General features: G+C 68.6%; 17 protein-coding genes. 12 read left to right on the top strand and 5 right to left on the bottom strand.

Going from position 1 to position 15,031, the window contains the following annotated elements:
• Positions 1-103 precede the first annotated feature (103 nt).
• From ACN8HC_RS18865 to ACN8HC_RS18850, 4 genes are all read left to right on the top strand, one after another.
• Positions 104-1,066 (top strand): heme o synthase, encoded by a 963-nt coding sequence (locus tag ACN8HC_RS18865; RefSeq protein ID WP_490076393.1) that lies wholly within the window; start codon positions 104-106, stop codon positions 1,064-1,066.
• A 111-nt stretch (positions 1,067-1,177) separates the two neighbouring features.
• Positions 1,178-1,474 (top strand): FeoA family protein, encoded by a 297-nt coding sequence (locus ACN8HC_RS18860; protein ID WP_490076392.1) that lies wholly within the window; start codon positions 1,178-1,180, stop codon positions 1,472-1,474.
• Positions 1,471-3,411, top strand: coding sequence for a ferrous iron transporter B (gene feoB / locus ACN8HC_RS18855; RefSeq protein WP_490076391.1), 1,941 nt, complete (start codon positions 1,471-1,473; stop codon positions 3,409-3,411). Before ACN8HC_RS18860 ends, feoB begins: the two co-directional genes overlap by 4 nt.
• Positions 3,408-4,007, top strand: coding sequence for a NifU family protein (locus ACN8HC_RS18850; RefSeq protein WP_490076390.1), 600 nt, complete (start codon positions 3,408-3,410; stop codon positions 4,005-4,007). Before feoB ends, ACN8HC_RS18850 begins: the two co-directional genes overlap by 4 nt.
• An 8-nt stretch (positions 4,008-4,015) precedes the next feature.
• On the opposite strand, the gene ACN8HC_RS18845 is transcribed toward ACN8HC_RS18850, so the two are convergent.
• The 3 genes from ACN8HC_RS18845 to ACN8HC_RS18835 are packed head-to-tail and all read right to left on the bottom strand — an operon-like array spanning position 4,016 to position 6,377.
• Positions 4,016-4,987: a COX15/CtaA family protein gene (locus tag ACN8HC_RS18845; protein WP_490076389.1), complete on the bottom strand. Its 972-nt coding sequence runs from the start codon at positions 4,985-4,987 to the stop codon at positions 4,016-4,018.
• Positions 4,984-5,727 (bottom strand): ABC transporter permease, encoded by a 744-nt coding sequence (locus tag ACN8HC_RS18840; protein WP_490076388.1) that lies wholly within the window; start codon positions 5,725-5,727, stop codon positions 4,984-4,986. Before ACN8HC_RS18840 ends, ACN8HC_RS18845 begins: the two co-directional genes overlap by 4 nt.
• The gene (locus ACN8HC_RS18835) at positions 5,724-6,377 is read right to left on the bottom strand and encodes an ABC transporter ATP-binding protein (protein ID WP_490076409.1); all 654 of its coding nucleotides are present in this window, start codon (positions 6,375-6,377) and stop codon (positions 5,724-5,726) included. Before ACN8HC_RS18835 ends, ACN8HC_RS18840 begins: the two co-directional genes overlap by 4 nt.
• Before the next feature lie 244 nt (positions 6,378-6,621).
• Here ACN8HC_RS18835 and ACN8HC_RS18830 point away from each other — a divergent pair, with 244 nt between their 5' ends.
• The 8 genes from ACN8HC_RS18830 to ACN8HC_RS18795 are packed head-to-tail and all read left to right on the top strand — an operon-like array spanning position 6,622 to position 13,149.
• Positions 6,622-7,311, top strand: a complete 690-nt coding sequence (locus ACN8HC_RS18830; RefSeq protein ID WP_490076387.1) for a helix-turn-helix transcriptional regulator — start codon at positions 6,622-6,624, stop codon at positions 7,309-7,311.
• A complete protein-coding gene (gene sufB / locus ACN8HC_RS18825; protein ID WP_490076386.1) occupies positions 7,308-8,726 on the top strand; it encodes a Fe-S cluster assembly protein SufB in 1,419 nt (472 codons plus the stop codon). Before ACN8HC_RS18830 ends, sufB begins: the two co-directional genes overlap by 4 nt.
• Positions 8,726-9,904 carry a Fe-S cluster assembly protein SufD gene (sufD, locus tag ACN8HC_RS18820; protein ID WP_490076385.1) on the top strand — a complete coding sequence of 393 codons (1,179 nt, stop codon included), beginning with the start codon at positions 8,726-8,728 and terminating at the stop codon, positions 9,902-9,904. The genes sufB and sufD overlap by 1 nt, the downstream gene beginning before the upstream one ends.
• Positions 9,904-10,245, top strand: coding sequence for a non-heme iron oxygenase ferredoxin subunit (locus tag ACN8HC_RS18815; RefSeq protein WP_490076384.1), 342 nt, complete (start codon positions 9,904-9,906; stop codon positions 10,243-10,245). The genes sufD and ACN8HC_RS18815 overlap by 1 nt, the downstream gene beginning before the upstream one ends.
• 14 nt (positions 10,246-10,259) lie before the next feature.
• Positions 10,260-11,021: a Fe-S cluster assembly ATPase SufC gene (gene sufC, locus ACN8HC_RS18810; protein ID WP_490076383.1), complete on the top strand. Its 762-nt coding sequence runs from the start codon at positions 10,260-10,262 to the stop codon at positions 11,019-11,021.
• A 48-nt stretch (positions 11,022-11,069) separates the two neighbouring features.
• Positions 11,070-12,365 carry an aminotransferase class V-fold PLP-dependent enzyme gene (locus tag ACN8HC_RS18805; protein ID WP_490076382.1) on the top strand — a complete coding sequence of 432 codons (1,296 nt, stop codon included), beginning with the start codon at positions 11,070-11,072 and terminating at the stop codon, positions 12,363-12,365.
• A complete protein-coding gene (sufU, locus tag ACN8HC_RS18800; RefSeq protein ID WP_490076381.1) occupies positions 12,365-12,820 on the top strand; it encodes a Fe-S cluster assembly sulfur transfer protein SufU in 456 nt (151 codons plus the stop codon). The genes ACN8HC_RS18805 and sufU overlap by 1 nt, the downstream gene beginning before the upstream one ends.
• A gap of 14 nt (positions 12,821-12,834) precedes the next feature.
• The gene (locus ACN8HC_RS18795; protein ID WP_490076380.1) at positions 12,835-13,149 is read left to right on the top strand and encodes a metal-sulfur cluster assembly factor; all 315 of its coding nucleotides are present in this window, start codon (positions 12,835-12,837) and stop codon (positions 13,147-13,149) included.
• A 122-nt stretch (positions 13,150-13,271) separates the two neighbouring features.
• Here the strand turns inward: ACN8HC_RS18795 and ACN8HC_RS18790 are convergent, their stop codons facing one another.
• Complete coding sequence (locus ACN8HC_RS18790) at positions 13,272-13,835, bottom strand: AMIN-like domain-containing (lipo)protein (protein WP_490076379.1); 564 nt, start codon at positions 13,833-13,835, stop codon at positions 13,272-13,274.
• A 119-nt stretch (positions 13,836-13,954) separates the two neighbouring features.
• Positions 13,955-14,905, bottom strand: coding sequence for a KPN_02809 family neutral zinc metallopeptidase (ypfJ, locus tag ACN8HC_RS18785; protein ID WP_490076378.1), 951 nt, complete (start codon positions 14,903-14,905; stop codon positions 13,955-13,957).
• Positions 14,906-15,031 lie beyond the last annotated feature (126 nt).

The following is a 15,031-nucleotide window of genomic DNA, read 5'->3' as shown; positions in this document are numbered from 1 at the left end:
CCGCACCGAAAGCAAAGTGTCATGGCGGGATAGACTCGGGGCGTTCCCGAGGCGGACCGGGCTGCTCCCGGCAGACGCCTCCCCAAGCATGGAAGTGACGCGAGTGACTGCGATCGAGCCGCGCCCGGCCGAAGGCCGCGCCTCCGACCGCACCATCGGCCCCCCGCCGCCCCGGACCTTCGGCGCGGTGCTGCGCGACTACCTGGCGCTGACCAAGCCACGCATCATCGAGCTGCTGCTCGTCACGACGTTCCCGGTGATGTTCCTGGCCGACCGGGGGGTGCCGTCCGTCTGGCTGATCCTCGCGACGCTGATCGGCGGCTCGTTCTCGGCCGGTTCGGCCAACGCGCTCAACTGCTATCTCGACCGCGACATCGACCGGTTGATGCACCGCACCGAGGGGCGGCCGCTCGCCACCGGCGTGATCAGTCCGCGCAACGGACTCGTCTTCGGCGTGGTGCTGGGCATCGTGTCGGTGCTCTGGCTCGGACTGCTGGTCAACTGGCTGTCGGCGGTGCTGTCGTTCGGCGCCATCGTCCTCTACGTCGGCTTCTACACGCTGCTGCTGAAGCGCCGCACCTCCCAGAACATCGTCTGGGGCGGCATCGCGGGCTGTATGCCGACGCTCATCGGCTGGTCGGCGGTGACCGACTCGCTGAGCTGGTCGGCGTTCATCCTCTTCCTGGTCGTCTTCTTCTGGACGCCGCCGCACTACTGGCCGCTGTCGATGCGCTTCCGGGACGACTACGCCAACGCAGGCGTGCCGATGCTCCCGGTGGTGGCAGAGGACGTCAACGTCGCCCGGCAGATCCTCGTCTACACCTGGGTGACGGTGCTGACCACGCTGGCGCTGATCCCGATCGGCGACATGGGTGTGGTCTACACCGTGATCGCCGTGGCCTCCGGTGCGGTCTTCCTGCGCGAGGCGCACCTGCTCCTGCAGCGCGCCCGGACGGGTGCGTCATACAAGGTGCTCAAGCCGATGCGCCTGTTCCACTACTCGATCAGCTATCTCACGCTGGTCTTCGTGGGCGTCGCGATCGACCCGCTCCTCCACCTCCACTGATCACGCCGCTGCTGTCCGGTGCCGACGCATCGGCAGGTTTCGTCCAACCCCGAATAGAGGGTAGCCTCGCCTAAGTACGGGAAAGGTAAGGCTCTCCTACGGAGGTTTTCGATGACGATCGCGACGCGAGTGCGCCCGGCCGGCGGAAGCGTTGATCGGGTCGACCACACCGGGGCCCGGCCGCTCGCCGAGTTGCGGCCCGGTCAGAGCGGGGTGATCGTCGGCTGGAACGCCGTCCTGGACCGGTCCTGCGTGCGTCGCTTCGAGGACCTGGGCTTCGCCGACGGCGCGGAAGTCACCGTGCTGCGGCGCGCGCCGTTGGGCGACCCTTTCATCTACGGGATCGCGGGCTATGAGATCGCCATCCGGCGTGAGCACACCCGGCATCTCCTCGTCGCGCCGCGGTGAGCCACTGCCAGCCGGGTGACACCCTCGTCGAGTCCGCGGCCGGGACCACCCGCGTCGCCCTGCTCGGCAGCCCGAACTCCGGGAAGACGACCCTCTTCAACGCGCTCACCGGGCTGCGCGCCAAGACCGGCAACTACCCGGGCGTCACGGTCGCGCGCTACGAGGGAACCGCCCGCACACCCGCCGGCCAGGTCACCATCGAGGATCTGCCCGGCACCTACAGCCTCGACCCGATCAGCCCCGACGAGCAGGTCGTGCGTGACGTGCTCGACGCCGCCGACGACGGCCTGCGCACCCCGGACGCGCTGCTGATCCTGCTCGACGCGACCACCATCGAACGCTCCCTGATCCTCGTCGGGCAAGCGCTCAACACCGGCATACCCGCCACCGTCGTGCTCACCTTCGGCGACGACCTGCACCGCCGGATGGGGTCGCTCGACGTCGCCGCCCTGGAGCGCGCACTCGGCGTCCCCGTGCTGGCGGTGTCCGCCGGGGACCGCGAGGCGCTCGCCGCGCTGCGCGACCGGCTCGGCACCGTCGACGCATGGCGGGCTCCGGAGTTACCGCCGCCGACCGAGCGCGGACCGGCGCGGGCCTGGGCGAAGTCGGTGCTCGACGTGGCTCGCCACGAGCCGCCCAAGGACGACGCGCGCAGCCGCCGGTTGGACGCGGTGCTGCTGCACCCGGTGTTCGGCACGCTGATCTTCGCCGCGACGATGTTCCTCTTCTTCCAGGTGATCTTCACGCTGGCGACTCCCTTGCAGGACCTGGTGCAGTCCTGGTTCGACGCCGGGGGAGCGTGGGCCCATGAGCACCTCGGGTCCGGCTGGTTCGGCAGCTTCGTGGGTGATGCGCTCATCGGCGGTCTCGGCAGCGTGATGGTGTTCGTGCCGCAGATCGCCTTGCTGTTCCTCATGATCGCGATCCTGGAGGGCAGTGGCTACCTCTCCCGCGCGGCGTTCCTGATGGACCGGCTGATGGCGCGCGCCGGCCTCGAGGGCCGCGCGTTCGTGGCGCTGTTGTCGGCGTGGGCGTGCGCCATACCGGGCATCATGGCGACGCGTTCGCTGCCGTCCGCCCGAGACCGGATCGCGACGATGATGGGCGCGCCGCTGATGACGTGCTCGGCCCGGCTCACCGTCTACGTGCTGCTCATCGGCCTCCTGGTTCCGTCGTCGGCAAGTGTCGGGCCGTTCAGCGCCCAGGGCGTGGTGATGTTCGTGCTCTACCTCGTCGGTGCGCTCGCCGCCATGGGCACCGCCTGGGTGTTCAAGCGGATCACCGGCCGGCACGGTGCGCTGCTGCCGTTCTACATGGAGATGCCGAGCTATCGGCTCCCTCGTCTGCGGTCGGTCGGGCTCGCGGTGTGGGACTCCAGCAAGGCCTTCCTGAGCAAGGTCGGCCGCATCATCCTGGTGGTCACGGTGGTGCTGTGGCTGCTGCTCAACCTGCCGACCCGAAGCGTCACCGAGATGCGTCACGCGGGTGTCGACACGACCAGCTCGTCCGCCACGTCGGCATACGTCCTCGATCACAGCCTCGCCGCCGATGTCGGGCACGCTGTGGAGCCGGTCTTCGAGCCGCTCGGCTTCGACTGGCGGGTGAATGTCGGCGTCCTGGCCTCGCTTTCGGCGCGCGAGGTGTTCGTGGCGACGCTCGGGCAGGTGGCGGCGGCGGAGAATCCGGACTCGCCGAAGACCACGCTGCAGCACATGACCACCGAGCGCGACGGTCACCAGGAGAAGCTCTTCGACGCACCGACGACCGCAGCATTGCTGACCTTCTTCCTCTTCGCCCTCCAGTGCATGTCGACCATCGGCGTCATGCGCCGGGAGACCGGCACGTGGCGGTGGCCGGCGATCGCGTTCGGTTACATGTTCGTGCTCGCCTGGTCGGCCGCGCTGCTGGTGCACACCGTCGTGGCGGCCCTCACGTGACCAGCGTCGGCGATGCCGTGCTGCCGATGCACCCCGAGACGGTCGCCGGCGATCCCCAGGCCGTGCGGTGGGTGGTGCCGCCGTCGTCGGTGCCGTTCGTCGGTCCGGTGCGCGAGGCTCCCGGGGCGCTCGGTGAACTCGTCGCCGCCGGTGTCGTCCGCGAGATCTCCTGCGAGTCCTGTGCCGTACTGGTCCGGCTGGCCGACGGCCGTGGCCGGCGGGACGCGCTGCCGGAGATCAGGGACGCCCTCTCGGCGTCGATCGTCGAGCCGGGCTGGCAGCCGTATGACGAGGCGCAGTGCGGCGGCGACGCGCTGCTCACCGCGGCGCTGGACGAGGTGCTCGCCGGGCCGGCCGGAGACTACGTGCGCTCGCACGGGGGAGCGGTCCACGTCGAGTCGGTCATGGACGGCCGGGTCGAGGTTTCGTTCGACGGCACGTGTGGCCACTGCCCGGCGACCGGGATCACGTTGCACGACCGCCTGGAGGTCGAAGTGCGCCGCAAGTATCCGGCGCTGCAGTCGATCACGGCGACCAATGCCGGCCGGCCGAAAGGCTTGCAGCTCTTCACCATCCGGCGGCGCCGTGAGTGCTGACCGGCCGCTCAGCGCTCGCGGAGGCTGAGCACGGCCCAGGTCGTGACGACGACCAGCAGGCTGGCGAGGATCATGTGCACCTCGACGAGGCCGGCCGGCACCTGGAGGAAGTACTGCGTGTAGCCGACGATCCCCTGCAGCACGATCACGCCGATGACCCAGGTCCACGCGCGCGGTGCGCGGGTATGCCGGGCCACGAGCACCGTGGCGAGCAGCACGGCGACCACCAGGCCGGTGAGCAGCATGACGGTGTCGGCGTGCAGCCAGGCGACCGTGCGCATGTCGAAGTGCAACCGGGCCGGATGCTCCGCATCGTCGCCGGAGTGCGGGCCGGAGCCGGTCACCACGGTGCCGAGGAAGAGCACCACGGCCACCACGGCGCCGGTGACGTATGCCAGCCAGCGGACCTCGCGCGGCACGACCGGCCGTGCCGGACGGTCCGTTTCGCGGGACCGGTAGACCAGCCAGGCCGACGCCCACACCAGCAGCATCGACGCAAGGAAGTGGGTCGCGACGATCGCCGGGTTGAGTTCGGTGTGCACGGCGATGCCGCCGACGACGGCCTGCACGCCGATGCCGGCGAGGATGAACGCCACCGGCGGCCACAGGCCGCGGCGGCGGGACCCCTGCCGCTGGTCGACGATGAGAGCGACCAGCAGCGCCAGCGCCACGACGCTGACCAGCCCGGTCAGGGTCCGGTTGCCGAACTCGACGAATTTGTGCCAGGACTGGGCCTGGTGCTTGACCGGGGTGAGGGAGCCGGGCACGCATTGCGGCCAGTCCGGGCAGCCGAGTCCGCTGGCGGTGAGCCGGACCAGACCGCCGCTCGCGACGATCAGCACCTCGACGACCAGGTTGAGCCAGAACAGCCGGCGCAGCCAGCCGGCGAGCCCTCTCGTGTCGGCGGCCGGCGGCAACGGGGACCAGCCGGTGACCGGCACCTCGTCGCGGTGGACCTCGGGCAGGATGCGGGTGGTCATCGGTCGTCCCATCGAAAGGTGGCCGCGGTGGCGGCGGTGAGGACAGCGCCCCAGACGAGCAGGACCACGACCGGCTCTCCGAGCGAGCCGAAGTGGCCGGTCATCGCGTCACGCAGGCCGTCGCCGAGCGCTCCCGACGGGAGGAGCCGGATCAGCGCGCCCGCTGCCTCGGGGAACCGGTGGGTGGGCAGCAGCAGACCACCGAGACCGGCGAAGAGCACCCAGAGCAGGTTCGCGACCGCGAGCACCGCCTCGGCGCGCAGCACCCCGGAGATCAGCAGTGCCAGCGCGACCCACGTCCAGGTGCCGACGAGCATGATGAGCAGACCGACGACGACATCGAGCGGGTCCGGGTGCCAGCCGAAGCACGCGCCGAGAACGCCGAGCACAACAGTCTGCAGGGCGACGATCACCAGCACGGCGAGCGCCTTGCCGGCGAGCAACCCGGAGCGGCCGAGCGGGGTGACACCGAGCAGGCGCAGCACGCCGTACCGGCGGTCGAAACCGGTCGAGATCGCCTGCCCGGTGAACGCGGTGGAGACGACGGCGAGCGCCAGCACGCTGGGCACGACGATGTCGATGCGGCGCCCCGGGCCGAGATCGGGCGTCGTGCTCACGGCCAACCCCACGAGCGCGAGGGCCGGCAGCAGCAGCGACACGAGGAGTTGTTCGCCGTTGGAGAGCAGCGTGCGGATCTCGAAGCCCGCCTGGCTCCGTGCCCGCAGTGCCGGTGTCGTCATGACAGTGTCTTCTTGGTCGTGCGGGTGAGTGCGAAGTAGGTGCCCTCGAGGCCGTCGGTGCCGCTGACCTCGGTCACGGTGCCCTGGGAGGCCACCGAGCCGGCCGCGACGATGATGACGCGGTCGGCCAGCCGGTCGGCCTCCTCGAACGAGTGGGTCGTCACGACCACACAGCAGCCCCGGTCGCGGGTGCGCCGGACCAGTTCCCACACGTCCAGTCGTGCGTGCGGGTCGAGTCCGGCGCTGGGTTCGTCGAGAAAGACCACGTCGGGCCGGCCGACCAATGCGGCGGCGAGCGCGACCCGCTGTCGTTGCCCGCCGGAGAGCCGCCGGATGGAGGTATGGCGGAACTCGTCGATGCCGAGTTCTTCGACAAGAGCCGGGAAGTCGCTGCCGGCGTCATACAGTCGCGCCACGTGCTCGAGCAGCCGCAGCGGCTTGACGGAGCCGGGCAGACCTCCGTCCTGCAGCATGACGCCGACCCGGCGACGGTGTGTGGCGTCGGCGCGCCAGGGGTCGGTGCCGAGCACGCGGACGGTGCCGCTCTCGGGGCGACGCAGCCCCTCGGCCATCTCCATGATCGAGGTCTTGCCGGCGCCGTTGGGACCGAGAACGCACGTGATCGCGCCCTGCGGTGCCTGCCAACTCATGCCGTCCAGTGCGAGCTTGCTGCCGTAGTGGTGCGTCACGCCGTCGACGACGACCGGCGGAACGGGAGCACTCACGACCGCCAAGTGTAGGTCGTGATTCTGCACGCTCGTGCCCGTCCCCTCGTCCCCAGGAGCGGCGGCCCAGGGTTGTTGCGACGAGTGTGAAGAGCATCACAGCACCGAATTCCCGAACTTAGGTAAGCCTGGCTGGATCCAGGCTGTCGAATTACGTCACACTGATGTTGTGTTTATCGGTGGAGAGGTCGGCACGCGCGAGCGCGTGCTGCGAACGATCTCCGAGCGGGGCCCCATCACGGCGGCCGAGCTCGGGGAGTCGCTCGGCCTGACCCCCGCCGCCGTACGCCGCCACCTCGACGGGCTGGCACACGAGGAGCTCGTCGAAGAGCACGAGCCGACCGGTGCCGCCGGGCGCAAGCGCGGCCGTCCGGCCCGCTCCTTCGTGGTGTCCGCGCTGGGCCACGCACGACTGCGCGGCGACTACGACTCGCTGGCCGGCTCCGTGCTGCACTTCCTGCGGGAGACCGGAGGCGACGAGGCGGTGACCGAGTTCGCGCGCCGGCGCGCCGACGCGATGGCGCAGCGGGCCACCCCGGTCGTCGAGTCCGCCGGACGCGACATCGACAGCCGGACCCAGGCGCTCGCCGCCGCGCTCACCGAGCAGGGTTTCGCCGCCAGCACCCGGCCGGTCGGGAATGGCACCCCCCGCGCCGGCGTTCAATTGTGTCAGGGACATTGTCCCGTGCAGCACGTGGCCGCGGAGTTCCCGCAGTTCTGCGAAGAGGAAGCCAAGGCGTTCTCGCGGACCCTCGGAGTCCACGTGCAGCGTCTTGCCTCGCTCGCGCACGGTGATCACGTCTGCACCACGTTCGTTCCAACCGCCCTTACGGCATCGACAGAAAGGGATTCGCGATGAGCACCATCGAAGAGCTCAACCCGGGACTGAAGGAGTTCGGTGCCTATGAGTTCGGCTGGGCCGACAGCGACGAAGCGGGTGCCACCGCTCGTCGCGGCCTGAACGAAGAGGTTGTCCGCGACATCTCCACGTTGAAGAACGAGCCGGAGTGGATGACCAAGACCCGGCTGAAGGCGCTGCGGCTGTTCGAGAAGAAGCCGATGCCGACGTGGGGGTCGGATCTGAGCAAGCTGGACTTCCAGAGCATCAAGTACTTCGTGAAGTCCACCGAGAAGCAGGCGACCCGCTGGGAAGACCTGCCGGACGACATCCGCACCACCTACGACCGGCTGGGCATCCCGGAGGCCGAGAAGCAGCAGATGATCGGTGGTGTCACGGCACAGTACGAGTCCGAGGTCGTCTACCACCAGATCCGCGAAGACCTGGAGTCGCAGGGCGTGATCTTCACCGACGCCGACACCGGCTTGCGTGAGCACCCGGAGCTGTTCAAGGAGTACTTCGGCTCGGTGATCCCGCCCGGAGACAACAAGTTCGCGTCCTTGAACACCGCGGTCTGGTCGGGTGGCTCCTTCGTCTACGTGCCGCCGGGCGTGCACGTGGAGATCCCGCTGCAGGCCTACTTCCGGATCAACACCGAGAACATGGGCCAGTTCGAGCGCACCCTGATCATCGCCGACGAGGGCTCCTACGTGCACTACGTCGAGGGCTGCACGGCGCCGGTCTACACCACCGACTCGCTGCACTCGGCGGTTGTCGAGATCGTGGTCAAGAAGAACGCCCGGGTGCGTTACACGACGATCCAGAACTGGTCGACCAACGTCTACAACCTGGTGACGCAGCGGGCGACCGTCGGCGAGGGCGCCACCATGGAGTGGATCGACGCCAACATGGGCTCCAAGGTCACCATGAAGTACCCGGCGTGCTTCCTGCTCGGTGAGCACGCGCGCGGCGACACGCTGTCCATCGCCTTCGCCGGCGAGGGCCAGCACCAGGACGCGGGCGCCAAGATGGTGCACGGCGCGCCCAACACGAGTTCGACCATCGTCAGCAAGTCGGTCGCCCGTTGCGGTGGGCGGTCGTCATACCGCGGCCTGGTGCAGATCCTCGAAGGCGCCAAGCACTCCAAGTCCAACGTCGTGTGCGACGCGCTGCTCGTCGACCAGATCAGCCGCTCCGACACCTACCCGTATGTCGACGTCCGCGAGGACGACGTGCAAATGGGCCACGAAGCGACGGTCTCCAAGGTCAGCGCCGACCAGCTGTTCTATCTGATGTCACGCGGGATGACCGAGAGCGAGGCCATGGGCATGATCGTGCGCGGTTTCGTCGAGCCGATCGCCCGGGAACTGCCGATGGAGTACGCCCTCGAACTCAACCGCCTCATCGAGCTGCAGATGGAAGGAGCAGTCGGCTGATGCCGCTGTTGTCTGACAAGGCCAAGACACACACCGACCCGTCACTGACCCCGGAGGTCCTCGCCCCCGACGAGTCGCGCGGTGCACGCAAGACGTCGTTCGATTGCGCCGACTTCCCGATTCCGCACGGGCGCGAGGAGGACTGGCGGTTCACGCCGGTCGACCGGCTGACCGGGCTGTTCGCGGACGAGCCGACCGCCGAGGGGGCGCTGAGCGTCACCGTCTCGGACAAGTCGGTCGTCGCCGCGCCGCTCGCTGCCGGTGAAGCACCGCGCGGGACGGCGTTGCGGCCGGGTGACCGGGCGTCGGCCCTGGCCCACGCGCGCAGCCCCAAGGCATTGCACCTGAAACTGGCTGCCGACACCGAATACCCCGAGCCGGTGCGCGTGGACGTGCACGGCGCCGCGGGCAAGCGGTCCAACGGCCACGTGGTGATCGAGGCCGGCATCAACTCCAGCGGCCTGGTGATCATCGAGCACACCGGCTCCGGCGAGCACACCGCGAATGTCGAGATCGTGGTCGGCGACGGTGCTCATCTGACCGTCGTCAGCGTGCAGCAGTGGGACGACGATGCGCTGCACCTGGCACAGCACGAGGCGTTGGTGGGCCGGGACGCGACCTACCGCCACATCGCCGTGACGCTCGGCGGCCGCGTGGTGCGGATCAACTCCAACGTGCGGTACGACGGTCCCGGGGGCGACGCCACTCTCTTCGGCGTCTACTTCGCCGACGCCGGCCAGCACCTGGAGCACCGCACCTTCATCGACCACAATGCGCCGCACACCAAGTCGCTGGTCACCTACAAGGGCGCGCTGCAAGGGGATTCGGCGCACAGCGTCTGGGTCGGCGACGTGCTGATCCGTGCCGAGGCCGAGGGGATCGAGACCTACGAGCTCAACCGCAACCTGGTCCTGACCGACGGCGCGCGCGCCGACTCGGTGCCCAACCTGGAGATCGAGACCGGTGAGATCGAAGGTGCCGGCCACGCCAGCTCGACCGGCCGCTTCGACGACGAGCAGTTGTTCTACCTGCAAGCACGGGGCATCCCCGAGCACGAGGCACGCCGGCTCGTCGTGCGCGGCTTCTTCGCCGACCTGATCGGCAAGATCGGCGTGCCGTCCGTCGTCGAGCCGCTGATGGAGGCCATCGACGTCGAGCTCGCTGCAGGGGGCGAGTGATGAGCGAGGCGGAGCAGATCACCGACGAGTTCGAGCTGGTGTGTGCAGTCGACGATCTGGGCATCGCCGAGGCAGCACTCGCCGAGATCAACGGCGTCCGGGTCGCGATGGTGCGTGATGCCGACGGCATCGTGCACGCCATCAACGACACGTGCACACACGCAAACGTGTCGTTGTCGGAGGGCGAGGTCGACGGCTGCACCATCGAATGCTGGCTGCACGGCTCACGCTTCGACCTCAACACCGGTGTGCCGACGTCTCCGCCCGCGACCGTTCCGGTCGCCGTCTACCCCGTTCGAATCCAGGACGGCGACGTCTACGTCGCGGTCCCCGCAAGCTGAGGAAAGAGCAGAACATGTCAACGCTGGAGATTCGTGACCTGCATGTGTCGGTGGAGACCGACAAGGGCACCAAGGAGATCCTCAAGGGTGTCAACCTGACCGTGAAGTCGGGGGAGACGCACGCGATCATGGGCCCGAACGGCTCGGGCAAGTCGACGCTGGCCTACAGCGTCGCCGGCCACCCGAAGTACACCGTGACCGGTGGCACCGTCACGCTGGACGGCGAGGACGTGCTCGCGATGAAGGTCGACGAGCGGGCGCGCGCCGGGCTCTTCCTGGCCATGCAGTATCCCGTTGAGGTCCCCGGTGTGACGGTGTCCAACTTCCTACGCACGGCCAAGACGGCGATCGACGGCGAGGCGCCGAAGCTGCGGCACTGGGTCAAGGACGTCAAGCAGGCCATGGGCGACCTGCGCATGGAGGAGGGCTTCGCCGAGCGCGGTGTCAACGAGGGGTTCTCCGGAGGTGAGAAGAAGCGCCACGAGATCCTGCAGCTGGAGCTGCTGAAGCCGAAGATGGCCATCCTCGACGAGACCGACTCGGGTCTGGACGTCGACGCGCTGCGCATCGTCTCCGAAGGCGTCAACCGTGCCAAGGAGTCCACCGACGCCGGCATCCTGCTCATCACCCACTACACGCGGATCCTGCGCTACATCAAGCCGGACTTCGTGCACGTGTTCGTCAACGGGAAGGTCGCCGAGGAGGGCGGCCGGGAGCTGGCGGACCGCCTCGAGGAAGAGGGCTACGACCGGTTCCTCGCTCCGGCGCGCGCCTGAGCGACGGCTCGTCATACATCACCGAACGCACGTGAGGAGTTGACCGTTATGTCCGGGTTAGACGTCGACCAGGTGCGCGGCGACTTCCCGATCCTCGGGCGCACGGTGCGCGACGGGCGCCCGCTGGTCTACCTGGACTCGGGCGCCACCTCACAGAAGCCGCGCGCCGTGCTGGACGCCGAGCGCGCCTTCTACGAGCAGCACAACGCGGCCGCCCACCGCGGCGCGCACCAACTCGCCGAGGAGGCCACCGAGGCGTTCGAGGGTGCCCGCGCGACGGTCGCCCGATTCGTCGGTGCCGACCCGGGCGAGGTCGTCTTCACCAAGAGCGCGACCGAGTCGCTCAACCTGGTGGCTTACGCGTTCGGGAACGCTTCAGTTCCCGGGGAGTTGGGGATCCCGGGTGCCGACCCGGCGGTGACCGACCGGTTCCGGATCGGGCCGGGCGACCAGATCGTCACCACGGTCATGGAGCACCATGCCAACCTGGTGCCGTGGCAGGAGCTGGCCCGGCGCACCGGTGCGACGCTGCGCTGGATCGACGTCACCGATGACGGAGAGCTCGACCTCACCGGTCTCGACCAGATCATCGACGAGCGGACGAAGATCGTTGCGTTCACGCACGTCTCCAACGTGCTCGGCACGATCAACCCGGTGCAGCAGATTGTGCGACGGGCGCAGTCCGTCGGCGCGATCACGGTGCTGGACGCGTGCCAGTCGGTGCCGCATCTGCCGGTCGACTTCGCCGCCCTCGGTGTCGACTTCCTGGCGTTCAGCGGCCACAAGATGCTCGGGCCGTATGGCGTGGGTGGGCTCGTCGGCCGCCGGGAGTTGCTCGAGGCGATGCCGCCGTTCCTCTACGGAGGTTCGATGATCGAGCTGGTCCGGATGGAGGGCTCGACGTATGCCGCGCCGCCCCAGCGATTCGAGGCCGGCGTGCCGAACGAATCCCAGGCGGTCGGTCTCGCCGCCGCCTGTGACTACTTGTCGGCCCTCGGCATGGACGCCGTCGCGGCACATGACCGCACCATCACCCAGGCAGTCCTGGACGGTTTGGCGACGCGGTCCTGGGTGCGCGTGCTCGGTCCGCTCGATGCCGAGAAGCGCACGGGCGCCGTGGCATTCGTGGTCGAAGGCGTGCACCCGCACGACGTGGGACAGGTGTTGGACGACTCGGGAGTCGCCGTCCGCACCGGTCACCACTGCGCCTGGCCGCTGCACCGCGCGACGCGGCTGACCGCGTCCACGCGGGCCAGCTTCGGGCCCTACACCACGCTGGACGAGGTGCAGGTCTTCCTCGAGGCGCTGGACCGGGTGCCGGACATCTTCGGAGCGGCCGGCTGATGGACCTCTATCAGGAGCTGATCCTCGATCACTCGAGGCACCCGGAGCACGCCGGGCTGCGCGAGCCGTACGACGCGCAGGCCCACCACGTCAACACCACCTGCGGTGACGAGGTCACCCTGCGGGTGCACCTCGTCGAGGAGACGGTGGCCGATGTCTCCTACGACTCGCTCGGCTGCTCGATCTCGGTGGCCTCTGCCTCCGTGCTGGCCGAGCAGATCATCGGGCACACCGTGGCCGAGTCGCTGCGGACCTATGACGCGATGCGGGCGATGCTGACCTCCAAGGGCCAGGACCCGGGCGACGAGGAAATCATCGGCGACGGGGTGGCGTTCTCCGGAGTGTCGAAATATCCCGCACGAGTGAAGTGCGCGTTGCTGCCGTGGGCGGCATACACCGATGCCTTGGCGCAGACCGGTGTCGACATCAACACGACAACCAGATCGGAAGTATGACCATGGGTGAGGTAGTGAGCCCTCCGAACGTCGCCGACGTGGAGGAGGCGATGCGTGACGTCGTCGATCCCGAACTCGGGATCAACGTCGTCGACCTCGGACTCGTTTACGGGATCACGGTGGACGGCGACAACAACGCCGTCCTCGACATGACGCTGACCTCGGCGGCCTGCCCGTTGACCGACGTGATCGAGGATCAGACGGCGGCCGCCCTCGAGGGGCTGGTCGCGACCCACCGGATCAACTGGGTGTGGATGCCGCCGTGGGGCCCGGACAAGATCACCGACGACGGTCGCGAGCAGTTGCGCGCCCTCGGCTTCAACATCTGAGCGAGCCGCGGCACCTTTCGCCGAGAGGCTCAGAAACGTATTCAGAGGCTCAGAAAATCGCCGGCGTGAGCCCCGGTTTTCTGAGCCTCTGGGCGTTTGGTGAGCCTGTCGGCCGGAGGTTGTCACCAAGCGTGAGCCACGTCGATCACCAGCCGCTGGCCGGCCGGGTCCTGGATGACGAACGCGCGCATCGGCAGCCGGGCCCGCACGCCGAGGCCGAAGGTGCTCTGCCCCTCGAACGACGTGACGAACGCGACCTGCCGGAACGTCCGGTAGCCCGTGACGTTCACGGCGTGCCGCGGATCAGCGGGCCGGTAGGTCGGACTCCCGGAGGAGTTGTATGCCGCCGCGCTGACGTCGATCTGCAGCCGCGCGCCGCCGGCCAGCGGCACGGCATTGCCGGACGGCCCGGTCACCGCTGTGACATAGCGCACCCGGTAGCCGGTGCTGCGTCCGTAGCCGCTCAGATCGAGGACCAGCCGGTCGTAGCACGTGTGCTGACCGGCGCGGGCACCGCGCACGGTGTCCGACGTGACGGCGGTCGTGACCTTGGCGGTCGAACCCCAGGTGATGCCACAGTACGGCGCTGCCTGCGCCGGTGCTGACGACGCCAGCGGTATGACGGCGGCCGCACTCAGACTGCACACTGCAAGCGCGGCTTTGCCGCGGAAAATGGTGCGAGACATGACGTTTCCCTTCCTTCGTGCACACCACGCGATGTGGTGTGCAGGAAGGACGCCCGCGTCATACGGCAGGTTGCTCGGGAGGACCGGCAAATGTGAGCTGGCTCACATCCGGCTCGGACTCACTCGACGTTGGCGACGTCGAAGGTGTTGCACGCGTTGATGCTGCCGCTCTGGTAGCCGGTCTTGAACCACTTCTGCCGGGCCGCGGACGACCCGTGCGTCCAGGTCTCCGGCGTGACGCGCCCTTGCGCCTTCTGCTGGATCCGGTCGTCACCGACCGCGGCCGCCGCGGAGAGGGCGGAGTCGATGTCCTTGTCGGTGATCTTCTTCAGCAGCGGTTTGATGCTCGAGTCGCGGGTGCCGTCGGCATACGACACCCAGATGCCGGCGAAGCAGTCCGCCTGCAGCTCGGTGCGGACCGAGCCGGACTCGGCACCTTGCGGGTCCTGTTGCGCCTTGCCGAGCAGCCCGAGAATGTCCTGGACGTGGTGACCGTACTCGTGCGCCAGCACGTATTCCTTGGCCAATTGCCCGCCGTCCGAACCGTATTGACTCTGCAACTCCTGGAAGAAGCCGGCGTCGATGTAGACCTGCTTGTCGAGCGGGCAGTAGAACGGGCCCATCTCGGTGCTGGCCGTCCCGCAGCCGGACTGCATCTGGCCGGAGAAGACCTTGGTGACGGCCGGGGTGTACTGCTTGCCGGTCTGCTCCGGCAGGTAGACCTTCCAGAAACCTTCGACGCTTGCGACCGTGCCCTTGATGAGGCACAGGTCGTTCTTGTTGGCGTCGGCGCCGGTCGTGCACTGGTCGAGCTGCTGCTGGATGGCGTCGTTGCCGCCGATCTGGTTCTGTCCGTAGGGATTTGCCTGCTCATTGGTGATCTGCCCCGGGTATCCGCCCCCGGAGGAACCGCCGGTCAGGTCGCCGCCGAAGAGCACCATCAGGATCATCACGATCACGCCGCCCACGCCGCCGACGGCGATGCCGCCCGGCATCAGGCCGCCGCCGCCACCGCTGCCTCCGCTGGAGACGTCACTGGTGCCGATGTTGGCGTTGTCGTCGAACGTCACGACCGGGTTCCCTTCCTCACCGCAGCGCCGTAAACGGATTGGGGCGCTGCTGACCCTGGACGTACACTAGCGAGTGAAGAGGTTCGGGCGCCTGAAGCAACGCGCTGGCATCCAGCGCATGCGACG

Source organism: Flexivirga sp. YIM B11880 (assembly GCF_058148645.1).
Note: the sequence above shows the minus strand (reverse complement) of the source record. Positions and strands in the feature narration are given on the sequence as shown.

Excerpts from the sequence above, each read along its gene's own strand:
- sufC (WP_490076383.1), top strand. The coding sequence starts at position 10,260 with ATGTCAACGCTGGAGATTCGTGACCTGCATGTGTCGGTGGAGACCGAC.
- ACN8HC_RS18840 (WP_490076388.1), bottom strand. The coding sequence starts at position 5,727 with ATGACGACACCGGCACTGCGGGCACGGAGCCAGGCGGGCTTCGAGATC.
- ACN8HC_RS18835 (WP_490076409.1), bottom strand. The coding sequence starts at position 6,377 with ATGAGTTGGCAGGCACCGCAGGGCGCGATCACGTGCGTTCTCGGTCCC.
- sufB (WP_490076386.1), top strand. The coding sequence starts at position 7,308 with ATGAGCACCATCGAAGAGCTCAACCCGGGACTGAAGGAGTTCGGTGCC.
- sufU (WP_490076381.1), top strand. The coding sequence starts at position 12,365 with ATGGACCTCTATCAGGAGCTGATCCTCGATCACTCGAGGCACCCGGAG.
- sufD (WP_490076385.1), top strand. The coding sequence starts at position 8,726 with ATGCCGCTGTTGTCTGACAAGGCCAAGACACACACCGACCCGTCACTG.
- ACN8HC_RS18845 (WP_490076389.1), bottom strand. The coding sequence starts at position 4,987 with ATGACCACCCGCATCCTGCCCGAGGTCCACCGCGACGAGGTGCCGGTC.
- ACN8HC_RS18805 (WP_490076382.1), top strand. The coding sequence starts at position 11,070 with ATGTCCGGGTTAGACGTCGACCAGGTGCGCGGCGACTTCCCGATCCTC.
- ACN8HC_RS18815 (WP_490076384.1), top strand. The coding sequence starts at position 9,904 with ATGAGCGAGGCGGAGCAGATCACCGACGAGTTCGAGCTGGTGTGTGCA.
- ACN8HC_RS18790 (WP_490076379.1), bottom strand. The coding sequence starts at position 13,835 with ATGTCTCGCACCATTTTCCGCGGCAAAGCCGCGCTTGCAGTGTGCAGT.
- ACN8HC_RS18860 (WP_490076392.1), top strand. The coding sequence starts at position 1,178 with ATGACGATCGCGACGCGAGTGCGCCCGGCCGGCGGAAGCGTTGATCGG.